The organism is Amycolatopsis sp. SID8362 (genome assembly GCF_010550475.1).
In the GTDB taxonomy this organism is placed as follows: Bacteria; Actinomycetota; Actinomycetes; order Mycobacteriales; family Pseudonocardiaceae; genus Amycolatopsis; species Amycolatopsis eburnea.
In genome coordinates this window covers 1-16,412 of the sequence record NZ_JAAGNB010001219.1, presented here as the reverse complement: position 1 = coordinate 16,412, position 16,412 = coordinate 1, and the positions used below count along the sequence as shown (strand labels likewise).

At 72.2% G+C, this 16,412-nt stretch carries 19 protein-coding genes and 1 pseudogene; 10 read left to right on the top strand and 10 right to left on the bottom strand.

Annotation, left to right across the window (positions count from 1 at the left end; genetic code table 11):
• The first annotated feature begins 194 nt into the window (after nucleotides 1-194).
• The 7 genes from G3I65_RS37935 to G3I65_RS37905 all read left to right on the top strand — a co-directional run bounded on the left by G3I65_RS37935 (nucleotide 195) and on the right by G3I65_RS37905 (nucleotide 6,863).
• Nucleotides 195-989: an RNA polymerase sigma factor gene (locus tag G3I65_RS37935; protein WP_160700366.1), complete on the top strand. Its 795-nt coding sequence runs from the start codon at nucleotides 195-197 to the stop codon at nucleotides 987-989.
• 11 nt (nucleotides 990-1,000) lie between these two features.
• A complete protein-coding gene (locus G3I65_RS37930) occupies nucleotides 1,001-1,183 on the top strand; it encodes a hypothetical protein (RefSeq protein ID WP_160700365.1) in 183 nt (60 codons plus the stop codon).
• A gap of 141 nt (nucleotides 1,184-1,324) precedes the next feature.
• Nucleotides 1,325-2,077, top strand: a complete 753-nt coding sequence (locus tag G3I65_RS37925) for a GGDEF domain-containing protein (RefSeq protein WP_203612629.1) — start codon at nucleotides 1,325-1,327, stop codon at nucleotides 2,075-2,077.
• A gap of 110 nt (nucleotides 2,078-2,187) precedes the next feature.
• Entirely contained in the window at nucleotides 2,188-3,018 is an 831-nt protein-coding gene (locus G3I65_RS37920; protein ID WP_160700363.1) for an SDR family NAD(P)-dependent oxidoreductase, read from the top strand.
• A 103-nt stretch (nucleotides 3,019-3,121) separates the two neighbouring features.
• The gene (locus G3I65_RS37915; protein WP_160700362.1) at nucleotides 3,122-5,239 is read left to right on the top strand and encodes a DUF6351 family protein; all 2,118 of its coding nucleotides are present in this window, start codon (nucleotides 3,122-3,124) and stop codon (nucleotides 5,237-5,239) included.
• Between the two features lie 17 nt (nucleotides 5,240-5,256).
• Nucleotides 5,257-5,766, top strand: a complete 510-nt coding sequence (locus tag G3I65_RS37910) for a hypothetical protein (RefSeq protein ID WP_160700361.1) — start codon at nucleotides 5,257-5,259, stop codon at nucleotides 5,764-5,766.
• Between the two features lie 137 nt (nucleotides 5,767-5,903).
• The gene (locus G3I65_RS37905) at nucleotides 5,904-6,863 is read left to right on the top strand and encodes a LuxR C-terminal-related transcriptional regulator (RefSeq protein WP_160700360.1); all 960 of its coding nucleotides are present in this window, start codon (nucleotides 5,904-5,906) and stop codon (nucleotides 6,861-6,863) included.
• Nucleotides 6,864-7,259: 396 nt separating this feature from the next.
• Here the strand turns inward: G3I65_RS37905 and G3I65_RS37900 are convergent, their stop codons facing one another.
• From G3I65_RS37900 to G3I65_RS37885, 4 genes are all read right to left on the bottom strand, one after another.
• Complete coding sequence (locus tag G3I65_RS37900; protein ID WP_160700359.1) at nucleotides 7,260-7,433, bottom strand: hypothetical protein; 174 nt, start codon at nucleotides 7,431-7,433, stop codon at nucleotides 7,260-7,262.
• Between the two features lie 72 nt (nucleotides 7,434-7,505).
• On the bottom strand, nucleotides 7,506-7,649 hold the full coding sequence (locus G3I65_RS58640; protein ID WP_160700358.1) for a hypothetical protein: 144 nt from the start codon (nucleotides 7,647-7,649) through the stop codon (nucleotides 7,506-7,508).
• Nucleotides 7,650-7,656: 7 nt separating this feature from the next.
• Nucleotides 7,657-8,982, bottom strand: coding sequence for a tachylectin-related carbohydrate-binding protein (locus tag G3I65_RS58635; protein WP_203612628.1), 1,326 nt, complete (start codon nucleotides 8,980-8,982; stop codon nucleotides 7,657-7,659).
• A gap of 65 nt (nucleotides 8,983-9,047) precedes the next feature.
• Entirely contained in the window at nucleotides 9,048-10,361 is a 1,314-nt protein-coding gene (locus tag G3I65_RS37885; RefSeq protein WP_160700357.1) for a tachylectin-related carbohydrate-binding protein, read from the bottom strand.
• Nucleotides 10,362-10,746: 385 nt separating this feature from the next.
• Here G3I65_RS37885 and G3I65_RS37880 point away from each other — a divergent pair, with 385 nt between their 5' ends.
• Nucleotides 10,747-10,974, top strand: coding sequence for a hypothetical protein (locus G3I65_RS37880; RefSeq protein WP_160700356.1), 228 nt, complete (start codon nucleotides 10,747-10,749; stop codon nucleotides 10,972-10,974).
• A gap of 4 nt (nucleotides 10,975-10,978) precedes the next feature.
• Here G3I65_RS37880 and G3I65_RS37875 read toward each other — a convergent pair whose 3' ends face one another.
• The 5 genes from G3I65_RS37875 to G3I65_RS37855 form a co-directional block, all read right to left on the bottom strand.
• Nucleotides 10,979-12,181, bottom strand: a complete 1,203-nt coding sequence (locus G3I65_RS37875; RefSeq protein ID WP_160700355.1) for an RNA polymerase sigma factor — start codon at nucleotides 12,179-12,181, stop codon at nucleotides 10,979-10,981.
• Complete coding sequence (locus G3I65_RS37870) at nucleotides 12,178-12,540, bottom strand: YciI family protein (RefSeq protein WP_125310503.1); 363 nt, start codon at nucleotides 12,538-12,540, stop codon at nucleotides 12,178-12,180. The genes G3I65_RS37875 and G3I65_RS37870 overlap by 4 nt, the downstream gene beginning before the upstream one ends.
• A gap of 14 nt (nucleotides 12,541-12,554) precedes the next feature.
• Entirely contained in the window at nucleotides 12,555-13,259 is a 705-nt protein-coding gene (locus G3I65_RS37865) for a dihydrofolate reductase family protein (RefSeq protein ID WP_160700354.1), read from the bottom strand.
• Between the two features lie 184 nt (nucleotides 13,260-13,443).
• Entirely contained in the window at nucleotides 13,444-14,199 is a 756-nt protein-coding gene (locus G3I65_RS37860; protein ID WP_160700353.1) for an MBL fold metallo-hydrolase, read from the bottom strand.
• Nucleotides 14,196-14,981, bottom strand: coding sequence for an alpha/beta fold hydrolase (locus tag G3I65_RS37855; protein WP_160700352.1), 786 nt, complete (start codon nucleotides 14,979-14,981; stop codon nucleotides 14,196-14,198). The genes G3I65_RS37860 and G3I65_RS37855 overlap by 4 nt, the downstream gene beginning before the upstream one ends.
• Nucleotides 14,982-15,066: 85 nt before the next feature.
• On the opposite strand from G3I65_RS37855, the gene G3I65_RS37850 reads away from it, so the two are divergent.
• On the top strand, nucleotides 15,067-15,489 hold the full coding sequence (locus tag G3I65_RS37850; RefSeq protein WP_160700351.1) for a MarR family winged helix-turn-helix transcriptional regulator: 423 nt from the start codon (nucleotides 15,067-15,069) through the stop codon (nucleotides 15,487-15,489).
• A 46-nt stretch (nucleotides 15,490-15,535) separates the two neighbouring features.
• The gene (locus tag G3I65_RS37845; protein WP_160700350.1) at nucleotides 15,536-16,087 is read left to right on the top strand and encodes a hypothetical protein; all 552 of its coding nucleotides are present in this window, start codon (nucleotides 15,536-15,538) and stop codon (nucleotides 16,085-16,087) included.
• A 4-nt stretch (nucleotides 16,088-16,091) separates the two neighbouring features.
• On the opposite strand, the pseudogene G3I65_RS37840 reads toward G3I65_RS37845, so the two are convergent.
• Nucleotides 16,092-16,412: pseudogene (locus G3I65_RS37840) on the bottom strand (hypothetical protein); the annotation flags it as partial.

Below are 16,412 nucleotides of genomic sequence, written 5' to 3'. Positions count from 1 at the left end.
ACGAATTCGCGGCGCCGGCGCTCGCGTTGCCCCGCCCAGCGCGCCGCGCGGCCGTCGCCGGGCCCGGTGCCCGCTCTGGAAGCCATCACTTCGCGAAGCGTACCGGGTAGCGATTAAGGGCTACACTTCTGTAACTGTTACTTTGTGCGCTATCAAATCACCGAGAGTGCAAGCGGCGCTGAATCGGAGTATCGATGGACGAATCCACAGACGACGACCACCTGCCGGATCGGCAGCTGCTCGCCGAATTGCGGGCGGGGAACCCCGCCGCGGGGGATCGGCTGTTCCGTCGGCACGCCGAGCCCCTGCGCCGGGTCGCGGCGCGCTGGGCCAGGCAGCCCGCGGAACGCGACGACCTGGTGGCCGAGGCGTTCGCCTGCGTGCTCGCGGTGGTCCGCGCCGGTGGCGGGCCGAAGGACGACCTGCGCCCGTACCTGGTCGTGACCATGCGGAACCTCGCCGCCCGCTGGAACCGTTACCGGGAACGGGTCGAGCCGCACGCGGTGGTCCCGGGTGCCGAAGTCGCCGAAGGCGCCGAGGAGCTGGTGCTCAGACGCTCGACCGACGAGCTGGTCAGATCCGCGTTCCACACCCTGCCGGTGCGCTGGCGGACCGTGCTCTGGAACATCGTCGCCGAAGGCCACACCCCGGCCGACCTGGCGCCGGTCATGGGCATCTCCCCGAACGGCGTCGCCGCGCTCGCCAGCCGGGCCCGCGCGGGCCTGCGGCTGGCCTACCTGCAAGCCCAGCAGCTCCCCGCGCCCCGCAGCCACGCCTGCCGGGATGCGTTGCGCCAGCTGGAGATCTGGCTGCGGGGCGGCCGCTACGACGCCTGCGCGGCGACGGTCGCGGCGCACGTCACCGAGTGCACCTCCTGCCGCCAGGCCGTTCCCGGCGCCGCCCGGGAGGGGCTGTTCGCCCTCGAAGTGTTCGTGGGCACCACTTCCCGCCGCGCCGGGCGCCGCACGCCGACGACCCCCGCCACGTGACAGGAACACCGATGAACACAGTGGACACACCGCACAACGGCCCGGCGACGCCCATCTTCGACACGCTGCTCGCCGAAGCCGGGCTGTCCTGGGTGGACGCCGGACCCGCGGCGAGCGGGGAACAACACACGAACGAGTGGTTCTGCGCGGACGACGTCGAAGCCGCGCCGCGAACGGACACCCCTGCGGGTTAGCTCATCCGGTGGATCTCTCGCCACCCTCGCGTCACGGTCGGCGACTGGGCCCGTCGAATTCCCGACACCAACGGGGAGGGCCGGACAGGTCGTCACGCGAAGGGGTGAGCGGTGGTCGATCGAGAGTGCGCGGGCAGAGCCGTGCGGGATCTCCGGAGCCGGTGGCGGATCGCGAGCATCAGCAGCGGGTGGCGGTTCCCGAGCGACTGGGCGGTCCCCGAGGTGGACGCGGTGTGCCGCGCCGTCCTGTGCGGCGGCGACGTCGACGGGGCGCTGGGCGGCCTGGGCCGGTCGCGGGCGTGGACCGGTGCCGGGCTGGACGAGACGTTGTACGACGTCGCGGCGTTGCACGCGGTCCTGGAGCACAATTCCGACGGGCTGATCTCCGCCGATCCCGGTGCCGCGCCGTTCGGCATGCTGCGTGCCGCCGCGGTGGGGTGGGCCGATCTGGCGGGTGAGGCGCCGGGCAGCGGGGCGACCGAGTCGTTCAGCGGCCTGGCGACCGAGGGGTACCTGCGGGTGCGGCTGGGGGAGGTGTACCGGCGCGTCGCGCGGAGCGGGAGTGAGCCGGTGCTGCTGGTGATCGGGCTCGATCTGTCGCGGGTGGACAGCTGGTCGAGCCCGATGGCGATGGTTCTGCTCGCGGACGTCCTGCGGCGGGTGTTCGACAGCGGGGAGACGGCTGCGGCACTGGGCCGGTCGACGGCTGTCGTGCTCGCCGAGCGTGACACCGGGATGGAGTATCGCGTCAGCACGCTGCGGCGCGAGATCGGCGACCGGTTGCGCGGTGATCCGCAGCTGGTCACCGCGGCTCGGCCGGAGGTGCGGTGGTACCCGCTGCCGGAGAGCCTGTCCGCGGCGCACGACCTGCTGCACCTCGTCGCCGGCCGCTGAAGCCGGCGGTGTGAGCGGCGTTACGCCTCGCCGTTGTCACGGCGTTCCCCCTGCCGGTGTCTGGTGGTCGATCGCACGCCATCCGGCAGCGCAGGAAGTGGAGAGACACCGTGAGCAAGGTCTGGTTCGTCACCGGTTCGTCCCGCGGCTTGGGCCGCCAGTTCGTCGAAGCCGCGCTCTCGCGTGGTGACCGGGTCGCCGCGACCGCGCGGTCGACGGCGAGCTTCGGCGCGCTCGTCGAAGCCCACGGTGACGACCTGCTCCCGCTGGCCGTGGACGTCACCGACAAGGCCGCCGTCACCGAGGCCGTCAAGCGGGCCGCCGAGCACTTCGGGCGGCTGGACGTCGTGGTGAACAACGCCGGTTATGCGCAGATCGGCGCGATCGAAGAACTGACCGAACAGCAGCTTCGCGACCAGCTGGAAACGAACGTCTTCGGCGCCATTTGGGTCATTCAGGCCGTATTGCCCTATTTGCGGGAGCAGCGCGCCGGGCACATCATCCAGCTGTCGTCGGCCGCCGGGCTGATCGCGATGCCGCTCGGCGGGGTGTACCAGGCCTCCAAGTGGGCGCTCGAAGCCCTCAACGAGACGCTCGCCCAGGAGGTCGCCGAGTTCGGCGTCAAGGTCACCATCGTCGAGCCCGCCGGCTTCGCCACCCGCGACGGCAAGAACCCGGATCCGCTCGCCAACGGCCACCTCGCCGACCCGATCCCCGCCTACGACGGTCTGCGCACCCGGCTCGCCGGAGCCATGCGCGACCAGCCCGCCGGCGACCCGGCCGCCGCCGCGCAGGCGCTGCTCACCCTCGTCGACACCGACCGCCCGCCGCTGCGCGTGCTCTTCGGCCAGGGCTTTTACCCGATGCTCAAGCAGGTTTACGCCGACCGGCTCGACACCTGGGCCCAGTGGCAGGACCTGTCCGCGCGGGCGCACGGCTGATTCCGGAGCCCGCAAGAACGTTGTTCCGGCCGGGGCGCGGGTGCTATACCGGCAGCGGCCCGGTGTCGCGCGGACGCGACGCCACGAGCGAGCGGAGTGTCCGGTGGCGAACCGTGCTTTCGCAGTGGCGGCGCTGGTCGCGCCCCTCCTCTTGACGGGGACCGCGGCAGCGGTGGCGGCTCCCGGCACGCCACCGGGGCGGCGGCTGACGATCGAAACGGTGTCGAACCCGCAGCCCGCGCTCGTCAGCGGGGAACAGGTCCTGGTCAAGGTCGTCCCGCCGGAGCGGGCGCGGGTCACCGTCCGGGCGAACGGCCGCGACGTCACCGCGAGCTTCCGCGCCCAGCCGGACGGCAGCCTGCTCGGCCTGGTGACCGGCTTGCGCGAGGGAACCAACGACCTGAGCGCGCGGACGAGCGGGCCCGGCCCGGACCAGCGGGCGAACCTGCGCGTCACTGACCACCCGATCAGCGGGCCGGTCTTCTCCGGCGCGCAGCAGCACCCGTTCTACTGCGAGACCCAGGCGTTCGGCCTCCCCGCGGCGCAGCAGCCGCTGTGCAGTGCGCCGACGCAGGTGAGCTACCAGTACCGGACCACCGCCGGGGCGTTCGCGCCGCTGGCGGACCCGGCGAGCCGGCCCGCGGACCTCGCGACGGCCACCGTCGACGGGCACGCGGTGCCCTACGTCGTCCGCGTCGAGCGCGGCACGATCGACCGCGCCGTCTACGAAATGGCGGCGCTCTACACCGGCACGCCGTCGCCGACCGCGCCCGACCCCGGCTGGAACGGGAAGCTGGTCTACACCTTCGGCGGCGGCTGCAACGGCGGCTACCACCAGGGTGCCTCGACCGGCGGCGTCGTCAACGACCTGTTCCTGGGCCGGGGCTTCGCGGTCGCGTCGTCGAGCCTGAACGTGCTCGACACCAACTGCAGCCCGATCATCTCGGCCGAGGCGGCGATGATGGTCAAGGAGCACTTCGCCGAGACCTACGGCCCGATCGCCCACACCATCGGCTGGGGCGGCTCGGGCGGGGCGATCCAGCAGTACGACATCGCCGAGAACTACCCGGGCATCGTCGACGGCATCATCCCCGGCGTCTCGTTCCCGGACCCGCTGAGCGTGGGCGGCCCGGTGTCGGACTGCCGCCTGCTGGACCGGTACTTCGCCGGACCGGGCGCGGCGTTCACCGCGGCGCAGAAGCAGGCCGTCGCGGGCTTCGCCAGCTACGACTCGTGCACCTCCTGGGACCTGACCTTCGCCAGCCGCGCGACCGCGACCGGCAGCTGCAACGCGGCCATCCCGGTCGCGGCGCGGTGGGATCCGGTCACCAACCCGGGCGGGGTCAAGTGCAACTCGAACGAGCAGCTGGTCAACCAGCTCGGGCGCGACCCGCGGACGGGGTTCGTGCGCAGCACGCTGGACACCACCGGCGTGCAGTACGGCCTGGCCGCGCTGAAGTCCGGGACGATCACCGCGGCGCAGTTCGCCGACCTCAACGCGAGCATCGGCGGCCTCGACTACACGGGGACGCCGGTGGCGCAGCGGACCGCGGCCGACCCGAAGGCGCTCGACGCCGCGTACGCCGACGGCATCGTGAACTCGGCGTCGCAGGGCTTGCGGGAGACGCCGATCATCGACCAGCGGACCGACCTCGACTTCGCCGGCCCCGGCAACGACATCCACACCACCGAGTGGTCTTACGTGCTGCGGCAACGGCTTCTGCGCGCCAACGGCACCGCGGCGAACCAGGTCATCATCGAAAACCACGCCACGGCGGCGGAAGCGGCGGCCGCGAGCGCGTACGAGCTCGACGCGATGGACCGCTGGCTGACCGCGATCGACGCCGACCGTTCGCACCGGAGCCGGCAGCAGAAGGTGCTGGCGAACCGGCCGGGCGACCTCGGCGACGGCTGCTACCTGTCCGCGTCGTCGCGGGTCACCGAAGCGCTGACGTACCCGGCGAGCGGCCAGTGCGGCGCGCTGTACCCGGTGGCGGCCAACACGCGGATGGTCGCGGGGGAGGGGCTGGCCCTCGACGTGCTGAAGTGCCGGCTGAAGCCGCTGGACTTCCGCGACTACCCGGTCACCTTCACCGCGGCGGACCAGCAGCGGCTGCGCGCGGCGTTCCCCGGCGGGGTGTGCGACTACCGCCGTCCGGGCGTCGGCCAGCGGCCTCCGGTCGGGACGTGGCTGGACTACGGCGACGGCACCACGCCGTAGCCCGCTATCGTTCCGCCATGCTCGATCGCCTCCGTGAGGACGCCAGCGCCGCCGCCCTCCTGGCGGACGTGTTCGACTTCGACGTCGCCCGCCTCGACCCCGTCGAACCGGTCCGGCTCGCCTCGGGCGGCGAGCTGCGCCCGATCGCCGGCGACGCCGCCGGCGGCACGTTCTTCTTGTGCGGCAACGGTCCCGTGCTCTACGCCGACTCCGAAGGCTCCGCCGGGATCGTCGCCGCCGACGTCGACGCGGTGGTTCGCCTGGTGGTCGGGGTGCCGACCTGGCACGACGTGGTGGCGGACGCGCCCGACGTCGACGCGATGCGCGAGTCCTTCGAGAGTTCCTACGCCGAGCTGAAGGCCGAGGAGCCGGAGCTCGACCGGCTCCGCGCCGAGGTCGCGGAGAAGCTGGACCTCGGCGAGGTCGACGTCGAGGAGCTGCTGGCGGCGCTGAGCCGGTGCCTGACCGAGCTGTCGCCCGGCTACGTGCTGCTCAACGAAGACGGCGACGAGTACGACCGCCTCTAGCTCCGACATTCGGCCGACCGGGTGACACCGGGGCCGCGCACTCAACCGGTTGCCGCTCGCCGGCGTGGTCGTCGTGCGCCGTGGGGAAGATCGAAATGGCTTACCATGGGCCGTGGTGAGCGCCGGAGGGTGTGGGGATGCTGGAAGGGCTGCTGTCGGCCGACGCGGGTGCGCTGTACGACGCGATGGTGCGGTCCGGGCCGGTGGCGCTGGACGATCCGCGGGCCGCGAGCGCGGCGATGCAGGAGCTGATCGACCGCGGGTTCGTGCGCCGCGACTACCGCGATGACCCGGTGCTGGCGCCGATGGAGCCGGTCCGGGCCGTCGACCACGCGATCCTCGGCGCGCAGCAGCGGCTGGTCGAGCAGCAGCGCCAGATCGTGTCCGCGCGCCAGCAGCTCGACATGCTCCAGACCGTCTACCGGGCGACCTACGGCGGCGGCAGCGACGCAGCCGTCGAGGTGCTGTCCGACCCGCAGCGGATCGGCGCGCTGTCGCTCGAGCTGTGCTTGTCCGCGAAGGAGGAGTTCCTCACCTTCACCACGCGGCACTTCAAGCGCAAACCCGACGCGAACACGGTGATGGCCCTGCCCGAGGCGGTGACCGAGCGCGGCGTGCGGCTGCGCAACGTCTACGAGCGCGCCGCGCTGGAGTTCGAGGGGGCGAAGGGCGTCGTCGAGGCCAGCATCGCCGCCGGCTGGAACATGCGGGTGGCGCCCGAGCTGCCGATGAAGATGGTGATCGCCGACCAGCACTCGGCGCTGCTGCCGCTCGACCCCAGCGGGATGGCGGGCGCGGTCTTCGTCCGCAGCCCGACCATCGTCGCCGGCCTGCGGATGCTGTTCGAGCTGGTGTGGAGCCAGGCCGTCCCGATCGGCGACGGCGACAGCGGGCAGCAGCGCCACGGCCTGACGCCGACCCAGGCCAAGGTGCTCGACCTGCTGGCCACCGGCATGACCGACGGCGCCATCGCCCGCCACCTCGACGTGAGCGAGCGGACGGTGCGCCGCCACGTCCAGGGCCTGCTTGATGCTCTGCAGGCCGACAACCGGGTGGCCGCGGTCCACGCGGCGACCCGGCTCGGCTGGCTGGGATAGCCGAGCCGGCCGGGGCCACCCGTCCTCGGCGCCATCGCCCGATGCGGCAGGGTTCGCTTCGGAGTGACCCCGGCTCGGTGTGGCCGGGCTTCTCGGTTTTGCCGCTGGTCCGGGGCGGGCGCGCGCTGCCCGGTACTGCGGCGGCGCTGGGCGTGTCGTCGGGTCCGCTTCGGAGTGACCCCGGCTCGGCGTGGCCGGGCTTCTCGGTTTTGCCGCTGGTCCGGGGCCGGTGCGCGCTGCCCGGCATCGCGGCGGGCTGGGTGCGTGGCCGGGTCCGCTTCGGAGGTACGCGGTGGCCCGATCGAAGGCTCGGCGCACGACGAAGGCCTCCGGCCGGTGAAGCAGTCCCCCGACAGCTCCACTCCACGACCGGAGGCCTCCCCCCTCACCCCTCCGTCATTGCAGCTGGCACGTGGGCACGCCCGCGGTCCAGATCCACACGCACCCCGTCCGCGGCTTGTCCGCCGCCGACGCTTCCGGTGCCGCCACGGCCCCGAACGCGAGCACCGCCGCCAGCACCCCGGTCACCATCCGCTTGATCATGTCGTCCTCCCCGCGAAAAGCGATCATCTCTGCTGTGTGACAAGTTAGGCCGCGATGTCTTACGCCGGGAGAGCAAGTCCGGCCACTGTCCGGATCCGGTCACGGGGGCCGGGCCGGGGGTTCCTCCTCCGGCTCCGGGTTGCCCACCCAGTGCAGGTTGTCCGGTTCGGGCCACCACCCCGGCGGGTCCGGGCGGGGGCCGCCCGTCTCGCCCCACCAGCGGGCGGCCGGTTCGTCCGCCATGGCCGGGCTACGCGCCGAACGGCTGGGCCGAGAGCAGGGTCTGCGTCCAGCCGCTGGTGTCGACCGGGTCGGTGCCGAAGCCCTGGATGTCCGAGCCGTCGAAGTCGAACGGGTTGTGGTCGTGGTAGCGGTACAGCGCGCCGTCGCGGGTCTGGCCGTAGTACAGGCCGTAGCCCGGGGAGACGATCTGGTCGAAGCTGCTCCAGCGGTCCGCCAGCGTCGTTCCGCTCCACGTGTAGTCGGGCGCGATGTGGTACGAGCGCAGGACGCCGGTGGTGCTGATGCCGATGAGCCAGTCGTCGCCGGTGGCCGCGATGGTGCGCATGGTGAAGCCGGTGCCGATCACGGCTCGCTGGCCGATCTGGGTGCTCGCGGGCTTGGGCCGGGAGACCACATAGGACATCAGCGTGCTGCCGGCGATGCCGTAGAGGTGGCCGTGGCCGTCGTAGGTCAGCATGTCGTGGGTCCAGCCGCTGCCGAGCGCGACCGGCGTGCCGAACTGCAGCGAGTTGTTGTTCGTGATGACGTCGACGCGGTAGAGCACGCCGGCCGGCGAGGTCGCGAGCACGGTGTTGAAGTTCAGCGTGGCCAGCGCCTTGGGCGCGAACCCGAGGTTGTCGCTCGAGACGAGGGTCTTGGTGCGGTCGCCGGTCTGCGAGTTGATGGTGCTGTAGGTCAGCCGCCCGTCGGCCAGCGCGCCGTAGACCGACACGGTGGTCGCGGCGGGGCCGCTCAGCTCGTCGACGATGCGCTGCGCGTCCGCGGCCTGCGGCTGGTAGCGGTCGGGGAAGGCCGACCGCTGCACGCGCTGGCAGACGTCGCCGATCGTGGCGGTGCGCCAGCTGCCGTTCGGGTAGAAGTCCTCCATCACGTCCAGGAACGCGTTGGTGGCCCAGGCCGGGTTGAGCCGCTGCGTCGCGGTGCCCCAGGAGTCGAGCTGCTGGAACAGGCCGAGGCTGGTGTGGTCGACCTGCTCGCTGATGTTTTCGATCGTGGATTCGACGATGGTGGTGGTGATCGCGATGACCGCGGCGCGCTCGTCGAGCCCGCGGGCCTGTACGGCGTTGATGACCGCCCGGGCGCAGGACACGCGGTACGGCGTCATGTAGCCCTTCAACGCGCCGGTGAGGACGCTGTTGAGGCGGGTGGCCGCCGCGCTGTCCGCCGCCGTCGGGCCGCCCGTGACGCAGGGCGCCGTCGCGTAGGCGGCCAGCTGCTGGACGCGGGCGGCCATGGCGTCGGTCTCGGTGGTGGCGCTCGCGGCGGTGGCGCCGGCGGTCAGGATGGACAGCGCGGCGAGGCCCGCCGCGATCGATCTCGTGGTGATGCGCATGGGAAAGCTCCAGGTGGGCGGGGCGGTGCCGCGGTGGTGGCCGCGGCACCGCGAGGAAGGGAAGGTCAGGCGCCGGGCGGGGAGACGTAGCCGGAGATCAGCACGTTGTCCGCGCCGGAGCGGGCGGTGTCGGGGTCGATCACGCGCCGCGTCACCTTGTTGCTGACGTTGCCGCCGACGACGGTGAGCGTGCCGTCGGGGTGCACCGCGGTGATCACGTCGACGTGGCCGCCCGTGGTGCCGTCCGGCGGGCCGTAGATGACCCAGTCACCGATCTTCGGGCTGCCGTGGGTGCTGCTGGAGCGGTACTTGAACAGGCCGTGGTCGACACCCCACTTGCCGAGGCCGCGGGCGACCCAGGTGCTGCGCGGCACGTCCGCGACGCCGGCCGCCGCCCAGGTCCAGGTGGCGAACATCGCGCACCAGTCGTTGGCGCCGTAGTTGCAGCCGTCGTTGTACTTGTCGCAGCTCGCTTCGGTGGTGCCGACTTCGCCGGTGGCGAGGGTGGCGATCTTCGAGCGCAGCGGCTTGACCGGGGTGGCGCTGGTGCAGCCGGCCGGGTCGGCCGAAAGCAGGTACTGCGTCCAGCCGCGCGAGGCGACCGGGTCGTCCAGGTGGTAGGCGATGTCCGTGCCGGAGCCGTCGGCCGGGTCGTCGTCCTCGTACCAGTACATGGCGCCGTCGGGGTTCTTGCCGTAGTACAGGCCGCCGCCGGGCGAGACGAGGTTTTCGAAGCTCTGCCAGCCCGCGTCGTCGAGCTGCGCGCGGGTGTAGGTGGTGCCGGTCTGCGAAACGGCGTAGCTGATCAGCTGGCCGTCGGACGCGGTCGCGATGAGCCGGTCGTCCCCGGCCGCCGCGAGCGTCTTGAGCGTGAACCCGCCGCTGCCGATCTCGCGGCGCTGCCCGATCTGGTTCGTCCCCGGCTTGGTCGCCGAGACCAGGTACTGCAGCAGGGAACCACCGGAGGTCGTGCCGTAGAGGTGGCCGTGGCCGTCGTAGGACAGCAGGTTGTGGGTCCAGCCGTGCTGGACGTCGATCGGGTCGTTGAAGGTGAGGCTGGAGCTGTTGGTGACGACGTCGACGCGGTAGAGGACACCGGACGTCGAGGTCACGAGCAGCGTGTTGAAGTTGAGCGTGGCCAGCGCTTTCGCGGTGAACCCGAGCGTCTTCGAGGAAACGACGATGTGCGTGATGTTGCCGGTGTCCGGGTCGATCGTGGTGTAGGTGAGCCGGCCGTCCGGCAGCACGCCGTAGACCGAAACCCCGCCGGCGCACGACGCGGCGGCCGAGGCGGGCGCGGCGGTCAGCGCGGTCGTGGTCAAGCCGCCGAGCAGCACGAGGAACGCCAGCACAGCGGCGCGCACTCTGGATCTGAACATGGGAAAACCCCTCGTCGAATGGAAGATTTCGCCGGCCGCGGCCCCGGGAAGGCGGCTCGACGGGGCAGAGCTTAGGAAGGGTTTCCGCGGTGGCGCATGAGCGAATTCGGCCATTGGCCGCACCCGGACAAGGACGGCTGCCGCACGCACGACGAGAACCGGGCCCGCCCCCTACGCGGGCCCGGTTCTCAGCTCGGGGTGCTGCTCTCCTGTGCGTGGGTGCGACTTCGCCGCCCGGCGGCCCTTACGCGCTCGCGAGGCACGTTCCCCCGTGCGGGGGAGGCGATCGAGGAGTGCGACTGTCCACGTTGGCCGGTCACGCGCAGTGCTAGAGTCGCCCGCCGAAGGAAACCTGCTTTTCGCTGCTGATCAAAGGATTTTCACCATGGAAGAACAGGCTGCGCTCCAAGCGGCCTCCCGTCGTCGGATCGCGAACGTCAGCCGCAGCCTGGCGGACGCGAGGTCGGCCGCCGACGACGACGTCGTCCGGGTGCACGTGGCGAGGCTGGAGCACGCCTTCGACCTCGCACTGCGGTTCACCCTCGGCGAAGGCGAGCCGAAGCCGGGGCGGAAGGCGATTCCCCGCCCCCGCAAGGCTTTGCCGCGGCACTGATCCGTCAGGCCAAGCGGGCGGCGCGGCCCAGGAGGTGCCGCCGCTCGGGTTCGCTGGTGGTGCGGCGGGCCGCCTCCTGGTAGCCCGCGCGCGCCGCGTCGTGGTCGCCGGCCAGTTCCAGCAGGTGGGCACGGACCGACACGAGGTGGTGCGAGCCGGCGATGCGCTCGTCGGCCGAAAGGGTGTCGAGCAGGGCCAGCGCGGGCGCGGGCCCGTGGACCTCGGCGACCGCGACCGCACGATTGAGCGTCACCGCCGGGTTGGGCGCCACGCGCTCGAGAACCGTGTAGAGAGCCAGGATCTGCCGCCAGTCGGTGACGTCGGCGGTGGCGGCCTCGTCGTGGACGGCGGCGATGGCGGCCTGGAGCTGGTACGGGCCGACCGGGCCGCTCGCCAGCGCGCCGGTCACCAGTGCCACGCCCTCGGCGATGGCGTCGGCGTCCCAAAGCGTCCGGTCCTGCTCGCCGAGCGGGACCAGCGACCCGTCCGCGGCGGTGCGAGCCCCGCGGCGGGCGTCGGTCAGCAGCAGGAGCGCCAGGAGCCCGGCCACCTCGCCGTCGGCGGGGACCAGCCGGTGGAGCTCGCGAGCCAGCCGGATCGCCTCGGCCGTCAGGTCCGCGCGTACCAGCCGGGTGCCGGACGTGGCCGTATAACCCTCGTTGAAGACGAGGTAGATCACGTGGAGCACGACACCGAGCCGGGCCGCCTGCTCGGCCGGCGGTGGCAGGGCGAAGCCGGCTCCGGCCGCCTTGATGCGCTGCTTCGCCCGGCTGATGCGCTGCGCCATGGTCGCTTCGGGCACGAGGAAGGCACGGGCGATCTCGGCGGTCGACAGGCCGCCGACGGCGCGCAGGGTCAGCGCGATCTGCGACGGCGGCGTCAGCACCGGGTGGCAGCACAGGAACAGCAGCGTGAGGGTGTCGTCGGGGTACACCTCGCCGCCGGCGGGAGGGGTGCGGAGGGCGTCGGCCTCCTCCCGGCGGCGGCGGGCGGCGTCGCTGCGCACCTGGTCGGCGAGGCGCCGCGACGCCACCGTCACCAGCCACGCGCGCGGGTTCTCCGGCCAGCCCTCCACCGGCCACTGGACGCTGGCGGCCACCAGCGCCTCCTGGACGGCGTCTTCGCAGGCGTCGAAGAGGCCGTACCGGCGCACCAGCACGCCGAGCACCTCGGGCACCAGCCGCCGGACGGCCTGCCAGCCGGTCACGGCTCGACGTTCGCCTCGTGCATCAGCGGCCGGACCTCGACGCCCCAATAGCGCGCGGACGGGGCACGCGCCGCGATTTCCAGGGCCCGGTCCAGGCTGTCGCAGTCGACGATCATGAAGCTGCCGAGGAACTCCTTGGCCTCGGCGTATGGCCCGTCGGTCACCACCGGCGTCCCGTCGGTGACCCGGACCATCTTGGTGTTCACCTCGTCGGCGACGCCGTAGGCGCCGACCAGTTCGCCCGACTCGAACAGCTCCTGGTTGAGCGCGTCGGTCTCGCGGATGATCTCGGCGAGGGTCTCCGCGCCCACCGAGGTGAAGGCTTCTTCGTTGCCGTAGATCAGCAGCATGTACTTCATCGCTCGCTCCTCGCTCACCGCCCGACCAGCTCGCCACTGGCGCCGCGGTCGTCCAGCACCAGCTTCGACCGCCCCGTGACGGTATAGCGGATGTGGGTCACCCCCGGCGATTCGACGACCCGGACGGGGACCAGCTCGACGCCGTCGTCCGCGCCGAGCCCGAGGCCGTCGAACAGGCGCTGGCCGGCACCGAGCAGGACGGGGGCGATGTGCAGTTCGAGCTGGTCGAGGAGACCGGCGGTCAGCACCTGGCGCAGCAGCTCCCCGCCCCCGGCGACCGCGACGTCCTTGTCCCCGGCGGCTTCGCGGGCCAGCTCGACGGCCCGTTCGGGCCCTTCGGTGACGAAGGTGAAGGACGTGCCCTGGCGGTGGAGCACCGCCCGGGGCCGGTGGGTGACGACGAACACCGGCGCGTGGAACGGCGGTTCGTCACCCCAGGGAACCTCGCCGGCGTCGAACATCCGCCGTCCCATCACGTAGGCACCGGCGGCCGCGAACATCTCGGCGACGATGTCGGAGTCGGCGGACTGCTCGCCGCCGGCGAAGCCCTGCCGCTCCCGCCAGGCCATGGCGTCGACGGCCCACCGCGTGACCCGGAAGAACCCGGGCGCTTCGGGCCCCTGCATCCAGCGGCTCATGTCGCCGAGGGCCTGGGTGTCGCGGGGGCCGGTGAAGAAGCCGTCGAGGGATACCGACATCTGGGCCGTCACCTTGGTCATCGTGGGTCCGCCTTTCGTGGTGGCGGCCTGGGGTGGCCGCCGGTACCCCTCAGTCGGAGCCGATTGGCCGTTCTCGACACGGTTCGCTCAGGGAATTTCGCTGGGCACGGACGTAGTGAATGACTCATTCATGTCGTCCGACGACATGAATGAGTCATTCACGTCACTCGGGGAGCCGCCTCGCTCACGGGATTTCGACCGGCGTTCCGGGCAGTACCAAGCGGACGGCGACGCCCGGCGCGAGCCGTGCGACAGCGTCGGCGTAATGGCGGGGGTCCTGGTCGCCGTGGGTGAGCATGCGGTCGCCGAGCCGTCCGCTGTGGAAGGCGTAGTGGTGCGGGATGGCCATCGTCGGCTTCAGCACCGCCGTCAGCCCGGCCGCCTCCTCGGCGTCCATGACCACCTGCTGGTGGTTCAGCGGCCGGACGCACAGGCCGTTCGTCGGCAGGATCGCCAGGTCGACGGGGCCGAACCGGTCCGGGATCGTGTCGAGTTCCGGGATGCGCAGCGAGTCGCCGCCGAAGAAGACCGTGCGCTCGGCCGACTGGAGCACGAAGGTGACTTCGTGGACGCCGTGCTTGCCCGGTGCCGCCGTCACGGTGAGGTCGCCGACCGTCGTGGCTTCCCACGCCTCGATGGCCCGGACGTCGCGGAAACCCTTGTCCCGCGCGAGAGCCGCGACGGTGCCGGGTCCGATCACCGGCGTCGCGAGGTCGAAGCCGCCGGTGACCAGTGCGTCGAGGTCGCAGTGGTCGTAGTGCTCGTGGCTGATGACGACCGCGTCGACGCGGCCCAGTGCCGGGACGGTCGAGGCGACCGGCTCGCCCTGGTAGTAGGTCGCGGTCTGGGTGAACCAGGGGTCGGTCAGCACGCGGAGCGCGCCGAACTCGATCAGCTGGCAGGCGTGCCCGATCCGGGTGACGCGCAGGCGGGTACTCATGCGCCGAGGTCGAGCAGTGCGCCGAGCAGCTCTTCGGGGGACTCGACCTGCGGCAGGTGGCCGGTGCGGGGGAGCAGCGTGAACTCCGCCAGCGGGATCGCCGCGGCGTAGGCCTTCCCGTACTCGGGATCGACGATGCCGTCGCTTTCGCCCCAGACGACGTGCACGGGAACGTCGAGGTCCGCGAGCCGCCCGGCGAGCGTCGGGTCCGTCATCGCGGGGCCGGTGTAGCCGATGAGGGCGCGGACGTCCGGGCTGGGGCCGGTGCCGCCGCCGGGCGGGACGGGCGCCTTGGCCGGGTCGTGCCAGGAGTGCGCCCGGATTTCGGCGGGGGACAGGCCGCTGATGTCGGTCGGCGGGTGGCCGTCGACCTCGATGCCGATCCCGTCGACGATCACGGCGCCGCTGACCCGCGGGCTCTTCAGCAGCGCGATTTCGGCGGCCAGCCAGCCGCCGAAGGAGTTGCCGATGACCGTCACGTCGGTGAGGTCGAGCCGGTCGAGCAGCTCGACGTACAGCCGCGCCAGCGCGATCACGTCGGTGAGGCCGTCGGCCTTCGGGGTGCCGCCGAAACCCGGGTGGGTGGGCAGCAGCACGCGGGAGTGGGTGCGTTCGGCGAGCAGGTCGGCGAAGCCGGTCATCGTCGCGACGCCGCCACCGCCGTGCAGCAGCAGGTACGGGCGCGTGCGGTCGAGGTCCCGGACGGTCACGCCGCCCAGGTCGAGCGGGTGGGTTTCGGTGCGGGCGGGCCGGAGCGAGCCGGCCTCGGGGTGCGTCGTCATGTGTCCTCCTCGGTGGGTACCTAAGGAACCTTATATAAGGATCCTTAGATAAGCAACCTGGCTTCGCGGGCCTTAAGGTGAGCGCATGAAGTACCGCCCCGGCGACGTCTCCCTGGCCGTCAAGCGCTTGCAGTACCGCCACCACCGCGCGTTGAGCCGGGCGCTGGCGCCACTCGGGCTCTCGCTCGTGCAGTGGGACACGCTGCGCCACCTGCACCGCAAGCCGGACGCCTCGCTGCACGACCTCGCGGTGCTGACCTTCCAGACCGACCAGTCCTTCGGCTCGCTGGCCGCCCGCATGGCGGAGCGCGGCCTGATCGAGCGCGTCCCGGGGCCGGGCCGGGCGGTGCGCCACCGGCTGACCGAAGAAGGCGCGAGGCTGCGCGCGGAGGGACAGGCGCTCGTCGACGGCGTCGCGTCGTCGTCGTTCCGGGACCTGTCGGGCGAGCAGCTCGATCAGCTGGGCGAGTTGCTGGACCTCGCGCTGGGTCCGGACCCCACGGCCTGAAGCGCCGTATCATCCGCTGAAGCGATCAGGGGAGGTTCGCGCAGTCATGTCCTACCAGCAGCACGGCCCGTCGTCATGGCCTGGGCAGTTCGGCGGGCCGGTACCGCCCCCGCCGCGACGCACCGGGTTGTGGGTCGCGCTCGCCGCGCTGGGGCTGGCCGTCGTCGTCGCGGCGGTGGCGGTGACCGGGTTCGTGACCCCGGGGTTCTTCCTGAGCCGGTCGGCCGCACCACCGCCGAGCCCGGCGCCGCCGACCACGTCGTCGTTTTCGCGCGACAGCGACAGCCAGCTCGAAGCGGCCCGGACGGTGGCGGAGGAGTTCTTGCGGCGCCTCAACGCCGACACGATCGAGGGGCCGGACGGCGCGAAGGCGATGGCCTGCCCGGGGTCGGAGTCGCTGCTCGGCGGCACGATCTTGCTCAATGTCGAGGCTCCCACCCAGCTGGCGGTCGCGGGCGAGGTGCGGTTCCACGACCCGGTGATCGAGGTCGACGTCGCCGGAACAACGCACCAGCGCAGCGTCACGGGCTACGTCCGGCTTCAGCCGTGGCAGGACCACGAGCCGTGCGTCCGGATCCTGCAGCTCGGCCGGAACTGAACGATCAGCTGACCGTCGCGCGGCGGTGCCGGGCCGGGTCGGGGAGGCCGTAGCGGGCGTCGAGGACCTGCATGGCCGCGCCGGCCGCCACGACGTCGGTGCCCAGCGACGTCAGCGAAACCTCCACATCGAGCCAGTCCGCGCCCGGCAGCTGGGTGCGCACGGCGTGCTCGACGGCGGCGCGGTAGAGCTCGCCGTGGGGGAGCAGGTCCGCGCCGCCGAGGACGATGTGGCCGAGGTCGAGGGTCTGGAGGAGGTTGACGACGCCGGTCGCGAGCACCGCGGCCGCGGCGGCGGGATCGGCCGCGCGCTCGTGGACGGCTTC

Excerpts from the sequence above, each read along its gene's own strand:
- G3I65_RS37905 (WP_160700360.1), top strand. The coding sequence starts at position 5,904 with ATGCTGGAAGGGCTGCTGTCGGCCGACGCGGGTGCGCTGTACGACGCG.
- G3I65_RS37870 (WP_125310503.1), bottom strand. The coding sequence starts at position 12,540 with ATGAAGTACATGCTGCTGATCTACGGCAACGAAGAAGCCTTCACCTCG.
- G3I65_RS37900 (WP_160700359.1), bottom strand. The coding sequence starts at position 7,433 with ATGATCGCTTTTCGCGGGGAGGACGACATGATCAAGCGGATGGTGACC.
- G3I65_RS37880 (WP_160700356.1), top strand. The coding sequence starts at position 10,747 with ATGGAAGAACAGGCTGCGCTCCAAGCGGCCTCCCGTCGTCGGATCGCG.
- G3I65_RS58640 (WP_160700358.1), bottom strand. The coding sequence starts at position 7,649 with ATGGCGGACGAACCGGCCGCCCGCTGGTGGGGCGAGACGGGCGGCCCC.
- G3I65_RS37860 (WP_160700353.1), bottom strand. The coding sequence starts at position 14,199 with ATGAGTACCCGCCTGCGCGTCACCCGGATCGGGCACGCCTGCCAGCTG.
- G3I65_RS37910 (WP_160700361.1), top strand. The coding sequence starts at position 5,257 with ATGCTCGATCGCCTCCGTGAGGACGCCAGCGCCGCCGCCCTCCTGGCG.
- G3I65_RS37885 (WP_160700357.1), bottom strand. The coding sequence starts at position 10,361 with ATGTTCAGATCCAGAGTGCGCGCCGCTGTGCTGGCGTTCCTCGTGCTG.
- G3I65_RS37855 (WP_160700352.1), bottom strand. The coding sequence starts at position 14,981 with ATGACGACGCACCCCGAGGCCGGCTCGCTCCGGCCCGCCCGCACCGAA.
- G3I65_RS37850 (WP_160700351.1), top strand. The coding sequence starts at position 15,067 with ATGAAGTACCGCCCCGGCGACGTCTCCCTGGCCGTCAAGCGCTTGCAG.
- G3I65_RS58635 (WP_203612628.1), bottom strand. The coding sequence starts at position 8,982 with ATGCGCATCACCACGAGATCGATCGCGGCGGGCCTCGCCGCGCTGTCC.
- G3I65_RS37865 (WP_160700354.1), bottom strand. The coding sequence starts at position 13,259 with ATGACCAAGGTGACGGCCCAGATGTCGGTATCCCTCGACGGCTTCTTC.
- G3I65_RS37935 (WP_160700366.1), top strand. The coding sequence starts at position 195 with ATGGACGAATCCACAGACGACGACCACCTGCCGGATCGGCAGCTGCTC.
- G3I65_RS37930 (WP_160700365.1), top strand. The coding sequence starts at position 1,001 with ATGAACACAGTGGACACACCGCACAACGGCCCGGCGACGCCCATCTTC.
- G3I65_RS37845 (WP_160700350.1), top strand. The coding sequence starts at position 15,536 with ATGTCCTACCAGCAGCACGGCCCGTCGTCATGGCCTGGGCAGTTCGGC.